This is a genomic window from Streptomyces sp. ISL-98, assembly GCF_018614055.1.
Classification (GTDB): Bacteria; Actinomycetota; Actinomycetes; order Streptomycetales; family Streptomycetaceae; genus Streptomyces; species Streptomyces spiramyceticus.
Genome location: NZ_JAGGPB010000004.1, coordinates 137,659 through 153,409, shown reverse-complemented (window position 1 = coordinate 153,409; position 15,751 = coordinate 137,659). Strand labels below are relative to the sequence as shown.

The following is a 15,751-nucleotide window of genomic DNA, read 5'->3' as shown; positions in this document are numbered from 1 at the left end:
CTGGGGTGATCTGGTTCACTTCGCGCCGAGGGCCTTTTCCAGCGCGGTGAGGTTGGACTCCATGACCTCGATGTAGTCATCGCCCTTGGACTTGTCCGTGATTCCCTCCAGCGGGTCCAGGACGTCGGTCTTGAGCCCGGTGTCGCCCGCGAGGGTCTTGGCGGTCTTGTCGCTGACGAGCGTCTCGAAGAACACCGTGGTGACCTTGTCGTCCTTGGCGACCTTCTGGAGTTCCTTCATGCGGGCCGGGCTGGGCTCCGAGTCGGGGTCGAGGCCGCTGATGCCCTCCTGCTCCAGGCCGTAGCGCTCGGCGAGGTAGCCGAAGGCGGAGTGGGTCGTGATGAAGGTCTTGGTGCCGGCGTTCTTGAGGCCCTTGTCGAACTTCGCGTGCAGGCCGTCGAGCTTGCCGACCAGGTCCTCGGTGTTCTTCTTGTACGCCGCGGCGTTGTCGGGGTCGGCCTTCTCCAGGGCCTTGCCGACACCCTTGGCGACCTCGGCGTACTTCACCGGGTCCAGCCAGATGTGGGGGTCGCCGGCGGCTTCGTCGTGGCCGTGCTCTTCTTCCTCGGAGTGCTCTTCGGCGCCGTGCTCTTCGCCGTGCTCGCCGTGTTCTTCGCCGTGCTTTTCGAGGTGGGTGAGGGCGGCGGCGTCGACGGTGTGCTTCACACCGGACTGCGCGACGGCCTCGTCGACGGCGGGCTGGAGACCCTTGAGGTAGAGGATGAAGTCGGCTTCACCGAGCCCGGCGGTCTCCTTCGGGCTGAGCTCCAGGTCGTGCGGCTCGACACCGGGCTTCGTGAGGGTCGATACGGAGACGTGGTCGCCGCCTATCTCCTCGGCCAGGTACTGCATCGGATAGAACGACGCCACCACGTCGAGCTTGCCGCCGCTGTTCTTCGGCGCGGCGTCGGAGGAGGAGCAGGCACTTACAGCCATCAGGCCGAGCGCGACGGCTCCGGCGGTCGCGGCGGTGGGTATGAGGCGTCGTCGTACGTTCATGACTCCCATTTTCAACAAAACTGGAAACGATTGTCAATAATGCGAGGTGTGATCTGAGGTGTTATGGGGGCTGTGATCCCGCACCCGCCATACCGATTTGATCCGGGGGGTACGAGCGCCGGTAATCTGAATCATTCGCGTTCGTCGTCGTCGTAATGAAGAGAGCACCGTGGCCGCCGACAAGATCGACACCATCGTCAGCCTGAGCAAGCGCCGTGGCTTCGTCTACCCGTGCAGTGAGATCTACGGTGGCTCTCGCGCCGCCTGGGACTACGGACCGCTGGGTGTCGAACTCAAGGAGAACATCAAGCGCCAGTGGTGGCGTTCCATGGTCATCGCGCGCGATGACGTGGTCGGTCTCGACTCCTCGGTGATCCTGGCTCCCGAGGTGTGGGAGGCGTCCGGTCACGTCGCGACGTTCTCCGACCCGCTCACCGAGTGCACCGCCTGCCACAAGCGGCACCGTGCGGACCACCTGATCGAGGCGTACGAGGCCAAGCACAACGGCCGTACGCCCGAGAACGGTCTTGCCGACATCAACTGCCCCAACTGCGGTACCAAGGGCCAGTTCACCGAGCCCAAGCAGTTCTCCGGCATGCTGCAGACGCACCTCGGCCCGACGCAGGACAAGGGCTCGACGGCCTACCTGCGTCCCGAGACCGCGCAGGGTATTTTCACCAACTTCGCCCAGGTGCAGCAGACTTCGCGCAAGAAGCCGCCGTTCGGCATCGCGCAGGTCGGCAAGTCCTTCCGGAACGAGATCACTCCGGGCAACTTCATCTTCCGTACCCGCGAATTCGAGCAGATGGAGATGGAGTTCTTCGTCAAGCCGGGCGAGGACGAGCAGTGGCACGAGTACTGGATGGAGCAGCGCTGGAACTGGTACCGCGAGCTTGGTCTCCGTGAGGAGAACATCCGCTGGTACGACCACCCGAAGGACAAGCTCTCCCACTACTCGAAGCGCACCGCGGACATCGAGTACCGCTTCAACTTCGGCGGCAGCGAGTTCTCCGAGCTCGAAGGCGTGGCCAACCGCACCGACTTCGACCTCAAGGCGCACTCCAAGGCGTCCGGCCAGGACCTGACGTACTTCGACCAGGAGGCCGGCGAGCGCTGGACTCCGTACGTCATCGAGCCGGCGGCCGGCGTGAACCGCGCCATGCTCGCCTTCATGCTCGACGCGTACATCGAGGACGAGGCCCCGAACGCCAAGGGCGTCATGGAGAAGCGCACCGTGATGCGCCTCGACCCGCGCCTGGCGCCGGTCAAGGTCGCGGTGCTGCCGCTGTCCCGCAACCCGCAGCTGTCGCCGAAGGCCAAGGGCCTGGCGACCGACCTGCGCAAGAACTGGAACATCGAGTTCGACGACGCGGGCGCCATCGGCCGCCGCTACCGCCGTCAGGACGAGATCGGTACGCCGTTCTGCGTGACCGTCGACTTCGACACCCTCGACGACAACGCGGTGACGGTGCGCGAGCGCGACACGATGAAGCAGGAGCGCGTCTCGCTGGACCAGATCCAGTCCTACCTGGGCGGCCGCCTGCTCGGCTGCTGACCCTGTCGTACGAGACGTACGAAGCCCCCGGTTTCCCGCTCGCGGGACCGGGGGCTTCGTGCACACTGGGCTCACTCGTACCGGGGAGGCGCAATGCCGTCTATGGCGGCCAGCAAGGTGAGCAGATGGGACCAGCACGGCCGTGGGCATGTCGTCCGGGTCGAGCGGGCGGGCATGCAGCGCCTGTTGGCCTGCGAGACGTGCGGCTGGCGCAAGGGGGTGCAGTTCCTGCCGTGGCTCAAGGCGGAGGAGCACCTGGCCGAGGCGCACCAGGCGACGGTGGATCCGGCGGCATCGCGGAGCTGAGCCGGCGCCTCGTGGCGGAAATTCTGGTGCCCGGCGTCCCCACGGCCGGGTAATGTCGCTTGCATGTTCTTCCAGATCTACGAGTGAGAGCGCGGCGGATCCCACGTCCGCCCCCCACCAGACGAATCCGCAGATCACTTCTCATCACTTCGGGAGAACCCCGTGGCAAAGAGCCGCAACAACCTTCTCGGCGTAGGCGGGCAGCGCAAGAGGATGTCCCGCGCCGAACTCGCGGACAACGGTCCCACGCGCAACGCCGACCGCAAGACTGCCGCTGAGCAGAAGGAGGAGCTGGTGCGCAAGATGCGCGAGCGCGCCACTCCCCAGGAGGACGGCAGCGAGGCGACGGCAGAGGGCGCCCAGGGCACTCAGGACGCCCAGAGCTGACCTCCCAGGAACGACCGTGGGCCCGTACCGCACGAAGCGGTCCGGGCCCACACCCCTGTGTACGGGACAATGGGCGCATGACCACCGCGCTCCCCATGCTCTCCATCGGCCCGCACTCCGTGCAGCCGCCGGTGGTGCTCGCGCCCATGGCCGGCATCACCAACGCCCCGTTCCGCACCCTGTGCCGCGAGTTTTCGGGCGGCAAGGGCCTGTTCGTGAGCGAGATGATCACGACGCGGGCGCTGGTCGAGCGCAACGAGAAGACCATGCAGTTGATCCACTTCGACGCGACGGAGACACCGCGCTCGATCCAGCTGTACGGCGTGGACCCGGTCACCGTCGGCAAGGCCGTCCGCATGATCGTGGACGAGGACCTGGCCGACCACATCGACCTGAACTTCGGCTGCCCCGTCCCCAAGGTGACCCGCAAGGGCGGCGGCTCGGCGCTTCCGTACAAGCGGCCGCTGCTGCGGGCCATCCTCAACGAAGCCGTCTCCAACGCGGACGCCCTGCCCGTGACCATGAAGATGCGCAAGGGCATCAACGACGATCACCTCACGTACCTCGACGCCGGGCGGATAGCCGTCGACGAGGGCGTCACGGCGATCGCGCTGCACGGGCGTACAGCCGCCCAGCATTACGGCGGTACGGCCGACTGGGACGCCATCGCGCGGCTCAAGGAGCACGTGCCCGAGATCCCGGTGCTCGGCAACGGCGACATCTGGTCGGCCGACGACGCGCTGCGGATGATGCGCGAGACCGGCTGCGACGGCGTGGTCGTGGGGCGCGGGTGCCTGGGGCGCCCGTGGCTGTTCGGGGACCTGGTCGCGGGGTTCGAGGGGACGGACGCGTACGCCGCTCCGACGCTGCGCGAGGTCGCCGGTGTCATGCGGCGCCATGCGGAGCTCCTCGGGGAGTGGATCGGGGACGAGGCACGCGGGGTCATTGACTTCCGTAAGCACGTTGCCTGGTACCTCAAGGGTTTCTCGGTCGGGTCGGAGATGCGCAAGAAGCTTGCAATCTCCTCATCTCTGGACGAAATGGACGCTCACTTGAGCGAGCTCGATCTGGATCAGGGGTGGCCGGTCGGCGCGGACGGGCCGCGTGGCCGTTCGTCCGGTAATGGGCGAGTTGTTCTGCCCGATGGCTGGCTGAAGGATCCCTACGACTGCTCTGGCGTGAGTGCGGATGCGGAGCTGGACACGTCCGGAGGCTGAGATTCCGCGCTCATTCGAGACGTGATCCTCGCCACGCCTGATGGCAAGTTTGCTCAGATGAGCGACTCCGGCCCGATTGCATCTCTCAAAAGGTGGCACTGGGTGCCACCTTTTTTGTTTTGATCGATCAAAGCTTTCGTCACTGTGTGCTGACCAACTGGGCGATGATGGGTGCAGAGCGTGTTTATGCGTACAACTGTCGAACGAATGCTCATGCCGGCCCCGGCAAGTTGATCACTTTAGATCTGCTGGCGGACGAGTGGTTAAGGCCGCATGACAGTCAGGTGGACGTACCCAGGCACCTTCGATCTGGGTATGTTCCTCGCCGTCAGGGCAGCCACCGCGTCCTCGAGGAGTCGAGACCCGTGTCGGAAAACAAAGAACCCCAGGTAGCCACCGAGCCCCAGGGTCAGAAGTTCGTTTATGACTTCACCGAGGGCAACAGGGACCTCAAGGACCTGCTGGGCGGCAAGGGCGCCAACCTCGCCGAGATGACCAACCTCGGGCTGCCCGTCCCCCCGGGCTTCACGATCACCACCGAGGCGTGCAAGGTCTACCTCGAGAGCGGCGAGGCGCCGGAGGCGCTGCGCGCCGAGGTCAGCGCGCACCTCGACGCCCTTGAGCAGAAGATGGGCAAGAAGCTCGGCCAGGCCGACAACCCGCTGCTCGTCTCCGTCCGCTCGGGCGCCAAGTTCTCCATGCCCGGCATGATGGACACCGTCCTGAACATCGGGCTCTCCGACAAGTCGGTCACCGGCCTCGCCAAGCAGGCCGGCGGCGACGAGCGCTTCGCGTGGGACTCGTACCGCCGCCTCATCCAGATGTTCGGCAAGACCGTGCTGGGCGTCGACGGTGAGCTCTTCGAAGAGGCGCTGGAGCAGGCCAAGCACGCCAAGAAGGTCACGGTCGACACCGACCTCGAGGCGGCCGACCTCAAGAAGCTGGTCCGCAAGTTCAAGAAGATCGTCTCCGACGAGGCCGGGCGGGACTTCCCGCAGGAGCCGCGCGAGCAGATGGACCTCGCCATAAACGCGGTCTTCGACTCGTGGAACACCGACCGCGCCAAGCTCTACCGCCGCCAGGAGCGCATCCCCGGCGACCTCGGCACGGCCGTCAACATCTGTTCCATGGTCTTCGGCAACCTCGGCCCCGACTCCGGCACCGGCGTCGCGTTCACCCGCGACCCCGCCAGCGGCCACCAGGGCGTCTACGGCGACTACCTGCAGAACGCGCAGGGCGAGGACGTCGTCGCCGGTATCCGCAACACCGTGCCGCTCGCCGACCTCGAGAACATCGACAAGGCCTCGTACGACCAGCTCATGCAGATCATGGAGACGCTGGAGACCCACTACAAGGATCTCTGCGACATCGAGTTCACGATCGAGCGCGGCCAGCTGTGGATGCTCCAGACCCGCGTCGGCAAGCGCACCGCCGGTGCCGCCTTCCGTATCGCCACGCAGCTCGTCGACCAGGGCCTCATCGACGAGGCCGAGGCGCTCCAGCGCGTCAACGGCGCTCAGCTCGCCCAGCTGATGTTCCCGCGCTTCGACGAAGAGGCGAAGACCGAGAAGCTCGGGCGCGGCATCGCCGCTTCGCCGGGCGCGGCCGTCGGCAAGGCCGTCTTCGACTCGTACACCGCCGTCAAGTGGTCGCGTTCCGGCGAGAAGGTCATCCTGATCCGCCGTGAGACGAACCCGGACGACCTCGATGGCATGATCGCCGCCGAAGGCATCCTGACCTCGCGCGGCGGCAAGACCTCGCACGCCGCCGTCGTCGCCCGCGGCATGGGCAAGACCTGTGTCTGCGGCGCCGAGGAGATCGAGGTCGACACCAAGCGCCGCCGGCTGACCGCCCCCGGCGGGATCGTCGTCGAGGAGGGTGACGTCGTCTCCATCGACGGCTCCACCGGCAAGGTCTACCTCGGCGAGGTACCCGTCGTACCGTCCCCGGTCGTCGAGTACTTCGAGGGCCGCATGCACGCCGGCGCCGACGACGCCGACGAGCTCGTCGCCGCCGTGCACCGGATCATGGCGTACGCCGACCGAGTGCGCCGCCTGCGCGTACGTGCCAACGCCGACAACGCCGAGGACGCCCTGCGCGCCCGCCGTTTCGGCGCCCAGGGCATCGGTCTGTGCCGTACGGAGCACATGTTCCTCGGTGAGCGCCGCGAGCTCGTCGAGCGGCTGATCCTGGCCGACACGGACGACGAGCGCGAGCAGGCACTGGGTGCGCTGCTGCCGCTCCAGAAGGCCGACTTCATCGAGCTGTTCGAGTCGATGGACGGGCTGCCGGTGACGGTGCGGCTGCTGGACCCGCCGCTGCACGAGTTCCTGCCCGACATCACCGAGCTGTCGGTGCGCGTCGCGCTCGCCGAGTCCCGCAAGGACGCCAACGAGAACGACCTGCGCCTCCTGCAGGCCGTGCACAAGCTGCACGAGCAGAACCCGATGCTGGGTCTGCGCGGCGTACGCCTCGGTCTGGTCATCCCGGGTCTCTTCGCGATGCAGGTCCGTGCCATCGCCGAGGCGGCGGCGCACCGCAAGAACGCCAAGGGCGACCCGCGCCCGGAGATCATGATTCCGCTCGTCGGCACCGTCCAGGAGCTGGAGATCGTCCGCGAGGAGGCCGACAAGGTCATCGCCGAGGTCGAGGCCGCCACCGGCACCAACCTCAAGCTGACCATCGGCACGATGATCGAGCTGCCGCGCGCCGCTCTCACGGCGGGCCAGATCGCCGAGGCCGCGCAGTTCTTCTCCTTCGGTACGAACGACCTCACCCAGACCGTGTGGGGCTTCTCCCGCGACGACGTCGAGGCGAGCTTCTTCACGGCATACCTGGAGAAGGGCATCTTCGGGGTCTCCCCGTTCGAGACGATCGACCGGGACGGCGTCGGCTCGCTCGTACGCAGCGCCGTCGAGGCCGGGCGCGCGACGCGTCCCGACCTGAAGCTCGGTGTGTGCGGCGAGCACGGCGGCGACCCGGAGTCGGTGCACTTCTTCCACGAGGTGGGTCTGGACTACGTCTCCTGCTCGCCGTTCCGGATCCCGGTGGCGCGACTCGAGGCGGGGCGCGCTGCGGCGCAGTCCTCGGGCAGCGACTCGCGCTGACCGGACACCCGACCGGGCCACCGGAGCTGCCGTCGGTTCACCACCACCCTCAACCGGACCGGCGGCGGCTCCGGCGATGCACCGACACGTAGGTTATCGATACGTAGGTCATCGATACATCGATACATCGGGGCATCGATACGGCGATACACAGAAGTGGCGGCACCTCGTGCGGAGGTGTCGCCACTTCGTCTTTTCCTGCGGTGCTTCGGGTGCGCTTTTGTTGGTTCGCTTGCGGCATTGGTGAACGTGCCGTCACCGGGGTCTCCCGGGGGTCGCCAACAGGAGTTGAATTACGCCATTCTTTCCTGAAAGCAGAGGCAGGATGCGGTCGTCGGATCCCCACCCGCCGACCGCATCCCGATACCTCTGTCCGACACGTAGCCGCAACCTTCGCCGACCGCCGCCAGACGCAGCAAAGCCCCCCACGGCCTTCACTGTGTCTTTCCGGTGGGCTCTGGTTCGTGCCCGACGGGGAACAGCATTTCGTTTGGTGCAGGGCCGCCGCGATGCGTTTCAACTGTGGCCGAAAGCCCTTGGTGACGGCCTGTGATGGCGTGCATACTCAGTTGCAGGGGGCGATTGCGGATGCAACAGATGGGGTTTCGGTGCTACGTGTCCATTTCTCAGGTGTGGACCTTTCCCGTATACGGCTGGCTCCCCGGCCCGATGCGCTGTGGGAAACGATTCTGAGTTTTCACCGATTGAGAGACCGGCGTGGTGTCAAGGTCTTCGGAGAATGGCGTCAGGAATCCCGTACTCGGTTGAATGGTGAAACACGGCTGCTGGCCGCCTTGGTGCCGAACCGGGGCTATTTCCCGGATTTCCTGACACCGCGTGAAGGATTGAGCGGCATTGACGCGGGCCTCGAAGCCGTACGCGCCACAGCCCCCGATCGGCTGCGCGCCGAAATCGGCCTGCTCGCCACCGCACACCGGTCGGACGGTACGTGCCCGTCCCAGGACCGCACCTCCCCTCCGGTGCGCCTCACCCCGCTCGCGGACGGCCGCAGTGACGCCGTCGGCCGGCTCACCGGCGCCCTGCGCGGCTACCACCGCGCCGCCGTGGAGCCGTACTGGCCGTACATCCAGGCCCGTATCGAAGCGGACCGCGCGGTCCGCGGCCGCGCCCTGCTCGACGGCGGCGCGGACGAACTCCTCGACACCCTCCCGCCGATGCTGCGCTGGTGCCCGCCGGTCCTGGAAGCCGACTATCCGGTCGACCGCGATCTGCACCTGGACGGCCGCGGTCTGCTGCTCCAGCCGTCGTTCTTCTGCCGCGGCACCCCTGTGGTCTACCGCGACCCCGACCTGCCACCGGTCCTGGTCTACCCCGTGACCGACACCGGCGCCCCGGCCCCCGCCGACGCCCCCAGCACCTCCCTGGGCCGCCTCGTCGGACACACCCGCTCGGCGGTCCTGGGCGCCATCGGAGGCGGCTGTACGACGAGTGAACTCGCCCGCAGAGCAGGCGTCTCGCTGGCCTCGGCGAGCCAGCACGCGTGCGTACTGCGCGAGGCCGGCCTGGTCGTCACCCTGCGGCACGGCAACTCCGTACTGCACACGATGACGCCGCTGGGTGCGGCGCTGCTGCGGGGCGGAGCCCCGGCGGAGGCGCTGACGGCCTCGCCGAACGTGGCGGAGGGGTGTGTCGCGGGGCGGGTGCGGCCGTAGAGGGCGGGCAGGCAGGGCCCGGCACGGGCGTAGTGGGCAGGCAGTGCCGGGCACGGGCGGGCCGCAGTGAGGTGCGACGCGCCCGTGCCCGGCTCAGGTGCGGGGGCTGGGCCTGCTGGGCCGGTCAGCTGCGGAAGGGGCCCGTCACCTCGTAGGTGATGCCGCCGGAGCCGGAGCCGCTCGTGCCGCGCTGGCTGGAGAAGTAGAGCCGCTGGCCGTTGGGCGAGAAGGCAGGCCCGGTGATCTCCGAGCTGGACTGGCCGCTGATCCGCAGGAACGGAGCGACGATGTCGTCCGGTGTGATGATGCAGATCTCCATGTTGCCGCCGTCCTCCGCGACGAACAGGTCGCCGGAGGAGGAGCCGGTGATGTTGTCCACGCCGGTCAGGGGGGCGGGGCCGGGGTTGACCAGCGAGTCGTCGTAGGCGAGTTCGTACGTGCTGTTCAGCAGGTTGATCTGCCAGACGCGGTTGTCGCCCTTGGTGGTGAACCAGACGGTGTCACCGGCGTAGTGGCAGCCCTCGCCGCCGTTGAACCGCTTTGCGCCGGAGACCTGGTCCCGGGTGACAGTGGGGGAGCCGTCGGGGTCGGGCACCGTGCCCCAGGTGAAGGAGCCGGAGGTGCCGGTGCCGGCCTTGAGGACCTGGAGGGTGCCGGAGGCGAGGTTGCCCCACGTGTTCGGGATGAACCGGTAGAAGCAGCCGTTGCCCTCGTCCTCGGTCAGGTAGATGACGTTCCGCACCGGGTCGGCGGCGGCGGCCTCGTGCTTGAACTTGCCCATGGCGTCACGGCGGGTGCTGGTGCCGCCCCACGGGTTGGTCTCGTAGACGTAGCCGAGGGAGACCTCCTCGCAGGACAGCCAGGTGTTCCACGGGGTGGCGCCGCCGGCACAGTTCTGCCGGGTGTTGGAGAGGATCCGGTAGGCGTCGGTGACGGTGCCGGAGGAGTTGAACTTCACTGCGCTCGCACCGCCGCCGGGATTGATCTCCGAGTTGGAGACGTAGATCCAGCCGCTGCCGTCGGCGAAGCAGGCGCCGCCGTCGGGGGCGTTGTGCCACGTGTAGGAGGTGCCGGACACCGTCTGGCCGGAACGGGCGATGACGCGGCTGGTGAAGCCGCTCGGCAGCAGGATCCCGTTGGCGTCTGCCGCGCCGAGCGCTCCGTACGGGCTCGGACCCAGCTGGGCCGGTGCCGCGTAGGCCGCGCCTTGCATGAGGGTGTAGCCGAATGCCGCGGCCGTGCCGCCGACGACCGCTCCACGCAGGAAACTACGACGTTCCACTTGATCACTCCAGGGGGATCGTGACCGTCCCTGCCGCACCGGTCGGGCGGCGGGGTCGCGGGGGGTGCGCTTCCGGAACCTAGGAGTCGCGGATTGACGGTGCATCAACGACCGATGAAGCGGAAGCGTCCGCTGTCGGCCTGTTGCGCGCGACCCTTTGGCCAGAACCGGCCGGTCAGCTCTCCAGCAGGGTCTTGAGGGCGGTCAGGCGGTCCTTCCAGAATGTCTTGTACGCCTCCACCGCGTCCGCGTCCGCGAGCTTCGTGTGGCCCAGGCCGACCTGTGTCTTCTCCGGTCCCTTGGGCGTCAGATACACCGAGATGCGGCTCGCACCGCCGTCCCAGTCCGCGGTGACCGATGTGGCCGGGCGGTGGGTGCGGACCGTGAGTTCACCGGCCGGGAGCCAGCGGCGGCGCAGGGCGGCGTCGGTGAACGCCTCGGTGACCCGCTCCGGTGGCGCGTTCACCGTCTTGCTGACGGAGACCTGCCAGTCGCCCTCACTGGACTGGCCCACCTCGCGCATGCCGCGCTCCTGCTCGTACCCCACGGTGATCGACTGGGCGTGCCAGCCGGGGACGCCGTGCGTCTCGACGAGGTGGCGGGCGATCTCGGCGTGGGTGCGGTCCGTGGCCTGCCACGCGTCGAGCAGAGCGAACCACGCGTCCCAGTCCCGGCCCGTCGACGCGCTCAGCGCGTCGCCCGACAGCTTCTCGGTGATCTTCCTGCCGGAAGCGCTGCTCATGGCCCGACGCTAGGCCGCGGCCCGTGCCGCCGCAAGGCGGGAGCCGGGTGTTCGGGGGCCGGGTCCGGAGTCGCCGAGAGGCTTTCTTCATGCGAGTTTCGGTTCGAGCGATGAGTTTCGTGGGGCCCCTGGGTCTACCCATCGACCGACAACGAGAGACCGACAACGAGAGAAGAGAGACAGCTCATGGCACAGATGATTTTCGTGAACCTGCCGGTGACGGACCTCGACACCACGAAGTCCTTCTTCAGCAAGCTCGGGTTCTCGTTCAACCCCCAGTTCAGTGACGACAAGACGGCCTGTCTGGTGATCAGCGACACCATCTTCGCCATGCTGCTCACCGAGCCGCGCTTCAAGGAGTTCACGAAGAAGGAGATCGCCGACACCCGAACGACCACGGAGGTCCTCCTCGCGCTGAGCGCCGAGAGCCGCGCGAAGGTCGACGAGATGGCCGACACGGCCCTCGCGTCCGGCGGTTCCCCCGCGAACGAGCCCATGGACCACGGCTTCATGTACGGCCGTTCCTTCCAGGACCCCGACGGTCACACCTGGGAGGTCATCTGGATGGACCCGGCGGCAGTCGCGGGCGAGGGCGCCCAGGGCTGAGCGCCCGGTCGGTCGCCGGGACTGTTGAAGAGCTAGGAATTGAGGGAGCCGGGGTACGTCACCCCGGTGAGCTGCTCGGACGCCACCCACAGCCGCTCACTCGCGATGTCGTTGAGCGTCCACTTGGCCCGCCAGGACCGTGTGGGCGCTCCGCGCAGGCCCTGGATCCTCGGGCCGGTGAACGAGTCGGGCCGTACGCCGGGCGCGGTGGCGGCGTACAGCGTGGGCAGGGCGCCCGACTCGGCGGGCTGGGCGATGATCCGGTTGCCGAACTCGACGAGGCGCTGGGCGCCCTTGCGGCCCTCCATCTTCACGCCGGCGCTCTGGAGATTGGTGGCGGCGTAGCCGGGGTGCGCGGCGGCAGCGACGACGTCGGAGCCGGCGGCGGCCAGCCGTCGTGCCAGCTCGTGGGTGAACAGCAGATTCGCGGACTTGGAACGGGCGTAGGCGATCCAGCGGCGGTAGACGCGCTCGCTGTTGAGGTCGCCGATGTCGATGTTGGCGAGGGCGTGCAGGCCGCTGGAGACGGTCACGACGCGGGCGCCGGGCGTACGGAGAAGCTTCGGGAGCAGCAGTCCGGTGAGGGCGAAGTGCCCGAGGTGGTTGACGCCGAACTGGGTCTCGAAGCCGTCGGCGGTCTTGCCGTACGGCAGGGCCATGACGCCCGCATTGTTGACGAGCAGGTCGAGGCGGTCGTACGGGTACGAGCTCGCGAACTCGCGTACGGAGCCCAGGTCGCCGAGGTCGAGGGGCGCGAACTCGGCGACCGCGCCCGGGACCTCCCCGACGATCCGGGCGACGGCCTCCTTGCCGCGGGCCTCGCTGCGGCACGCGAGGACAACGCGCGCGCCCCGGCGGGCCAGTTCGCGCGCCGTCACGAGTCCGATGCCGCTGTTGGCCCCGGTGACCACGGCCGTACGGCCGCTCTGGTCGGGGATGTCGCTCGCTTTCCAGCCAGTCGTCATGGCCCCAGCGTACGGCCGGCGTTCGAATGTGGAACGACCGGTCAAGAACCTCCGAGCCGTACGGTGAAGGTCTTCACCGTGACCGTCTCGTCGTCCAGGCACCGCCCTGTCTCCAGGTCGAAACGCTGCTTGAGGAGAGGGGACGCGACAAAGGCGCGGCCTTCCACGGAGCCGATCAGGCCCCGGGAGAGGACCTGGGCGCCGGAGAACGGATCACGGTTGTCGATCGCGTACGCGCGGCCCGCGCGGTCGGTGAAGAGCGCGGCCTGGCGGCCGTCGGGCAGCAGGGCCGCCACTCCGCGGCCCGGCGTGAGGGCGGCCGCCTCGCACGCCGTGAACCAGTCGTCTTCGAGGAGCAGTTGGAGGGTCATCCGACGCGAGTCCCTTCGAGGGTGAGGATGGTCAGGTCCGGCTTCATCTGGTCGCGCTCGGGGACGAAGCGGATGGAGGGGTCCGGTGCGTCGGGCGCGTTGACGAAGGACACGAAGCGGGAGAGCCGCTCCGGGTCGTTGATCGTCTCGGCCCATTCGTCGCGGTAGTTGGACACGTGCGTGGACATCATGGCTTCGAGCTGGGCGCACAGGCCCAGGCTGTCGTGGACGATCACGTCCCGCAGGTGGTCCAGGCCGCCCTCCAGGCGGTCCAGCCAGGTGGCCGTGCGTTCCAGGCGGTCGGCGGTGCGGATGTAGAACATCAGGAACCGGTCGATGAGGCGGACGAGTTCGGCGTCGGACAGGTCCTGGGCGAGGAGGTCCGCGTGGCGCGGGGTCGCCCCGCCGTTGCCGCCGACGTACAGGTTCCAGCCGTTAGCGGTCGCAATGACGCCGAAGTCCTTGGACTGGGCCTCCGCGCACTCGCGGGCGCAGCCCGAGACCGCCGACTTCAGCTTGTGTGGGGCGCGCAGGCCCCGGTAGCGCAGCTCCAGGTCGATGGCCATACGGACCGAGTCCTGGACGCCGTAACGGCACCAGGTCTGGCCCACGCAGGACTTGACCGTGCGCAGCGCCTTTCCGTACGCGTGGCCCGACTCGAAGCCGGCGTCGACCAGGCGGGTCCAGATCAGGGGGAGCTGGTCGACGCGTGCGCCGAAGAGGTCGATGCGCTGGCCGCCGGTGATCTTGGTGTAGAGGCCGAAGTCGCGGGCCACCTCGCCGATCACGATCAGCTTCTCGGGCGTGATCTCGCCGCCCGGGATGCGCGGCACGATGGAGTACGAGCCGTTGCGCTGCATGTTGGCGAGGAAGTGGTCGTTGGTGTCCTGGAGGGCGGCCTGCTCGCCGTCGAGGATGTGGCCGTTGCTCAGGCTGGCCAGGATGGATGCCACGGTCGGCTTGCAGGTCTCGCAGCCGTCGCCGCCGCGGGCCGCCTCACGGCCGTGGGAGTCGAGCAGGGCGGCGTACGAGGTGATGTGCAGGGTGCGCACGATCTCGTACAGCTCGGAGCGGGTGTGCGGGAAGCAGCCGCACAGGCCCTTGTCGCCGGACTGGGGGAGGAGCTGGCCGATCAGCTTGACGCAACTGCCGCAGCCCGTCCCTGCCTTGGTGCACTTCTTCACCTCGTGCAGCGTGGAGCAGGCCGTGACGGCGCCCTTGGTGACGTTGTGGCAGTTGCAGACCACGGCGTCGTCGGGGAGCGCGGACGGGCCCAGGGAGACGCCGGTTCCGGTGGGCGCGATGAGCTGTTCGGGGGCGACCGGCGGGACGGTACCGGTGAGGGGGCGCAGCATGGCGTACGCGTCGGCGTCGCCCACCAGGATGCCGCCGAGCAGGGCGCCGTCCGGGCTGACCACCAGCTTCTTGTAGACGCCGGAGCGGGAATCGGAGTACACGACGTCCAGGCAGCCTTCCGCGGTGCCGTGGGCGTCGCCGAAGGACGCCACGTCGACGCCGAGGAGCTTGAGCTTGGTGGACATGTCGGCGCCGGTGAAGGCCTTGGCCTGGCCCGCTCCCGCCTCGTCCGCCTCGTTGGCCTCATTCGCTTCGTCCGCGATGGTGGCGGCCGCCGTTTCGGCCATCTCGTAGCCGGGTGCCACCAGGCCGTACACCTTGCCGTCCGCCGCCAGGGCGCACTCGCCTATCGCGAAGACGGAGGGGTCGGACGTACGGCACTGTTCGTCGACGGAAATGCCGCCCCGTTCGCCGACGGACAGGCCGCAGTCACGGGCCAGTTGGTCCCGGGGGCGTACGCCCGCCGAGAAGACGACCAGATCGGTGGCGAGGGTCGAACCGTCCGAGAGCGACATGCCGTCGACCGTGCCGTCGTCGCCGGTGGTGACCGCCTGTGTGCCGACACCCGTGTGGACCGTCAGACCCATTCCCTCGATCGTACGGAGGAGGGCCGAGGCACCGCCCTCGTCGACCTGGACGGGCATCAGACGGGGCGCGAACTCCACGATGTGGGTGTCGAGGCCGAGCCCGCTGAGCGCGCCCGCCGCCTCCAGGCCGAGCAGCCCGCCGCCGACGACGGCGCCGACCCGGGAGTTTTTCGCGTACTCCTCGATGGCCAGCAGATCCTCGATGGTGCGGTAGACGAAACAGCCCTCCGCATCCTTGCCGGGAACGGGCGGTACGAAGGGGTACGAGCCGGTGGCAAGGACGAGCGTGTCGTAGGTGAAGGTGCGGCCCGCCCGGGAGGTCACTGTGCGGGTGGCGCGGTCGACGCTCTGTGCCGGGTCGTCCAGGTGCAGTTCGATGTTGTTACGGGTGATGAAGTCGCCCTCTACGAGGGAGAGCTCGTCGGGGGTACAGCCCGAGAAGTACGAGGTCAGCTGCACGCGGTCGTACGCGGGACGCGGCTCCTCGCACAGGACGACGACACGCGCCCGCCCGGTCACGCCCCGCTCGGCGAGGGCCTCCAGGAAACGCTGGCCGACCATCCCGTGGCCGACGACCACGATCGTGGGTGTGGACATC

13 protein-coding genes are annotated in these 15,751 nt (G+C 68.3%); 7 read left to right on the top strand and 6 right to left on the bottom strand.

Annotated features, from left to right (window positions below; all coding sequences use genetic code 11):
- Window positions 1-15: 15 nt before the first annotated feature.
- Window positions 16-999 carry a metal ABC transporter substrate-binding protein gene (locus J7I98_RS03930; protein ID WP_214917457.1) on the bottom strand — a complete coding sequence of 328 codons (984 nt, stop codon included), beginning with the start codon at window positions 997-999 and terminating at the stop codon, window positions 16-18.
- 169 nt (window positions 1,000-1,168) lie between these two features.
- On the opposite strand from J7I98_RS03930, the gene J7I98_RS03925 reads away from it, so the two are divergent.
- The 6 genes from J7I98_RS03925 to J7I98_RS03900 all read left to right on the top strand — a co-directional run bounded on the left by J7I98_RS03925 (window position 1,169) and on the right by J7I98_RS03900 (window position 9,244).
- Window positions 1,169-2,554, top strand: coding sequence for a glycine--tRNA ligase (locus J7I98_RS03925; protein ID WP_214917454.1), 1,386 nt, complete (start codon window positions 1,169-1,171; stop codon window positions 2,552-2,554).
- Window positions 2,555-2,647: 93 nt separating this feature from the next.
- Window positions 2,648-2,860, top strand: coding sequence for a hypothetical protein (locus J7I98_RS03920; RefSeq protein WP_214917441.1), 213 nt, complete (start codon window positions 2,648-2,650; stop codon window positions 2,858-2,860).
- A gap of 162 nt (window positions 2,861-3,022) precedes the next feature.
- A complete protein-coding gene (locus J7I98_RS03915; RefSeq protein WP_214917438.1) occupies window positions 3,023-3,247 on the top strand; it encodes a DUF6243 family protein in 225 nt (74 codons plus the stop codon).
- A 77-nt stretch (window positions 3,248-3,324) separates the two neighbouring features.
- Window positions 3,325-4,464, top strand: a complete 1,140-nt coding sequence (gene dusB / locus J7I98_RS03910; protein ID WP_214917425.1) for a tRNA dihydrouridine synthase DusB — start codon at window positions 3,325-3,327, stop codon at window positions 4,462-4,464.
- A 365-nt stretch (window positions 4,465-4,829) separates the two neighbouring features.
- On the top strand, window positions 4,830-7,571 hold the full coding sequence (gene ppdK / locus J7I98_RS03905; protein WP_214917413.1) for a pyruvate, phosphate dikinase: 2,742 nt from the start codon (window positions 4,830-4,832) through the stop codon (window positions 7,569-7,571).
- 608 nt (window positions 7,572-8,179) lie between these two features.
- Complete coding sequence (locus tag J7I98_RS03900) at window positions 8,180-9,244, top strand: helix-turn-helix transcriptional regulator (protein WP_214917399.1); 1,065 nt, start codon at window positions 8,180-8,182, stop codon at window positions 9,242-9,244.
- Between the two features lie 124 nt (window positions 9,245-9,368).
- Here J7I98_RS03900 and J7I98_RS03895 read toward each other — a convergent pair whose 3' ends face one another.
- Both J7I98_RS03895 and J7I98_RS03890 read right to left on the bottom strand, forming a co-directional pair.
- On the bottom strand, window positions 9,369-10,526 hold the full coding sequence (locus tag J7I98_RS03895; protein ID WP_214917387.1) for an alkaline phosphatase PhoX: 1,158 nt from the start codon (window positions 10,524-10,526) through the stop codon (window positions 9,369-9,371).
- 175 nt (window positions 10,527-10,701) lie between these two features.
- Window positions 10,702-11,268, bottom strand: coding sequence for a DUF4287 domain-containing protein (locus J7I98_RS03890; RefSeq protein ID WP_214917384.1), 567 nt, complete (start codon window positions 11,266-11,268; stop codon window positions 10,702-10,704).
- A 186-nt stretch (window positions 11,269-11,454) separates the two neighbouring features.
- Between J7I98_RS03890 and J7I98_RS03885 the strand changes: the two genes are divergently transcribed.
- Entirely contained in the window at window positions 11,455-11,874 is a 420-nt protein-coding gene (locus J7I98_RS03885; RefSeq protein ID WP_214917381.1) for a VOC family protein, read from the top strand.
- A gap of 32 nt (window positions 11,875-11,906) precedes the next feature.
- On the opposite strand, the gene J7I98_RS03880 is transcribed toward J7I98_RS03885, so the two are convergent.
- The 3 genes from J7I98_RS03880 to nirB are packed head-to-tail and all read right to left on the bottom strand — an operon-like array spanning window position 11,907 to window position 15,750.
- Window positions 11,907-12,839 (bottom strand): oxidoreductase, encoded by a 933-nt coding sequence (locus J7I98_RS03880; RefSeq protein ID WP_214917368.1) that lies wholly within the window; start codon window positions 12,837-12,839, stop codon window positions 11,907-11,909.
- Between the two features lie 41 nt (window positions 12,840-12,880).
- On the bottom strand, window positions 12,881-13,210 hold the full coding sequence (gene nirD / locus J7I98_RS03875; RefSeq protein WP_214917365.1) for a nitrite reductase small subunit NirD: 330 nt from the start codon (window positions 13,208-13,210) through the stop codon (window positions 12,881-12,883).
- Window positions 13,207-15,750 carry a nitrite reductase large subunit NirB gene (nirB, locus tag J7I98_RS03870; protein ID WP_214917361.1) on the bottom strand — a complete coding sequence of 848 codons (2,544 nt, stop codon included), beginning with the start codon at window positions 15,748-15,750 and terminating at the stop codon, window positions 13,207-13,209. The genes nirD and nirB overlap by 4 nt, the downstream gene beginning before the upstream one ends.
- Window position 15,751: the final 1 nt, after the last annotated feature.

Excerpts from the sequence above, each read along its gene's own strand:
- J7I98_RS03930 (WP_214917457.1), bottom strand. The coding sequence starts at position 999 with ATGAACGTACGACGACGCCTCATACCCACCGCCGCGACCGCCGGAGCC.
- J7I98_RS03920 (WP_214917441.1), top strand. The coding sequence starts at position 2,648 with ATGCCGTCTATGGCGGCCAGCAAGGTGAGCAGATGGGACCAGCACGGC.
- dusB (WP_214917425.1), top strand. The coding sequence starts at position 3,325 with ATGACCACCGCGCTCCCCATGCTCTCCATCGGCCCGCACTCCGTGCAG.
- J7I98_RS03890 (WP_214917384.1), bottom strand. The coding sequence starts at position 11,268 with ATGAGCAGCGCTTCCGGCAGGAAGATCACCGAGAAGCTGTCGGGCGAC.
- J7I98_RS03885 (WP_214917381.1), top strand. The coding sequence starts at position 11,455 with ATGGCACAGATGATTTTCGTGAACCTGCCGGTGACGGACCTCGACACC.
- J7I98_RS03880 (WP_214917368.1), bottom strand. The coding sequence starts at position 12,839 with ATGACGACTGGCTGGAAAGCGAGCGACATCCCCGACCAGAGCGGCCGT.
- nirD (WP_214917365.1), bottom strand. The coding sequence starts at position 13,210 with ATGACCCTCCAACTGCTCCTCGAAGACGACTGGTTCACGGCGTGCGAG.
- nirB (WP_214917361.1), bottom strand. The coding sequence starts at position 15,750 with ATGTCCACACCCACGATCGTGGTCGTCGGCCACGGGATGGTCGGCCAG.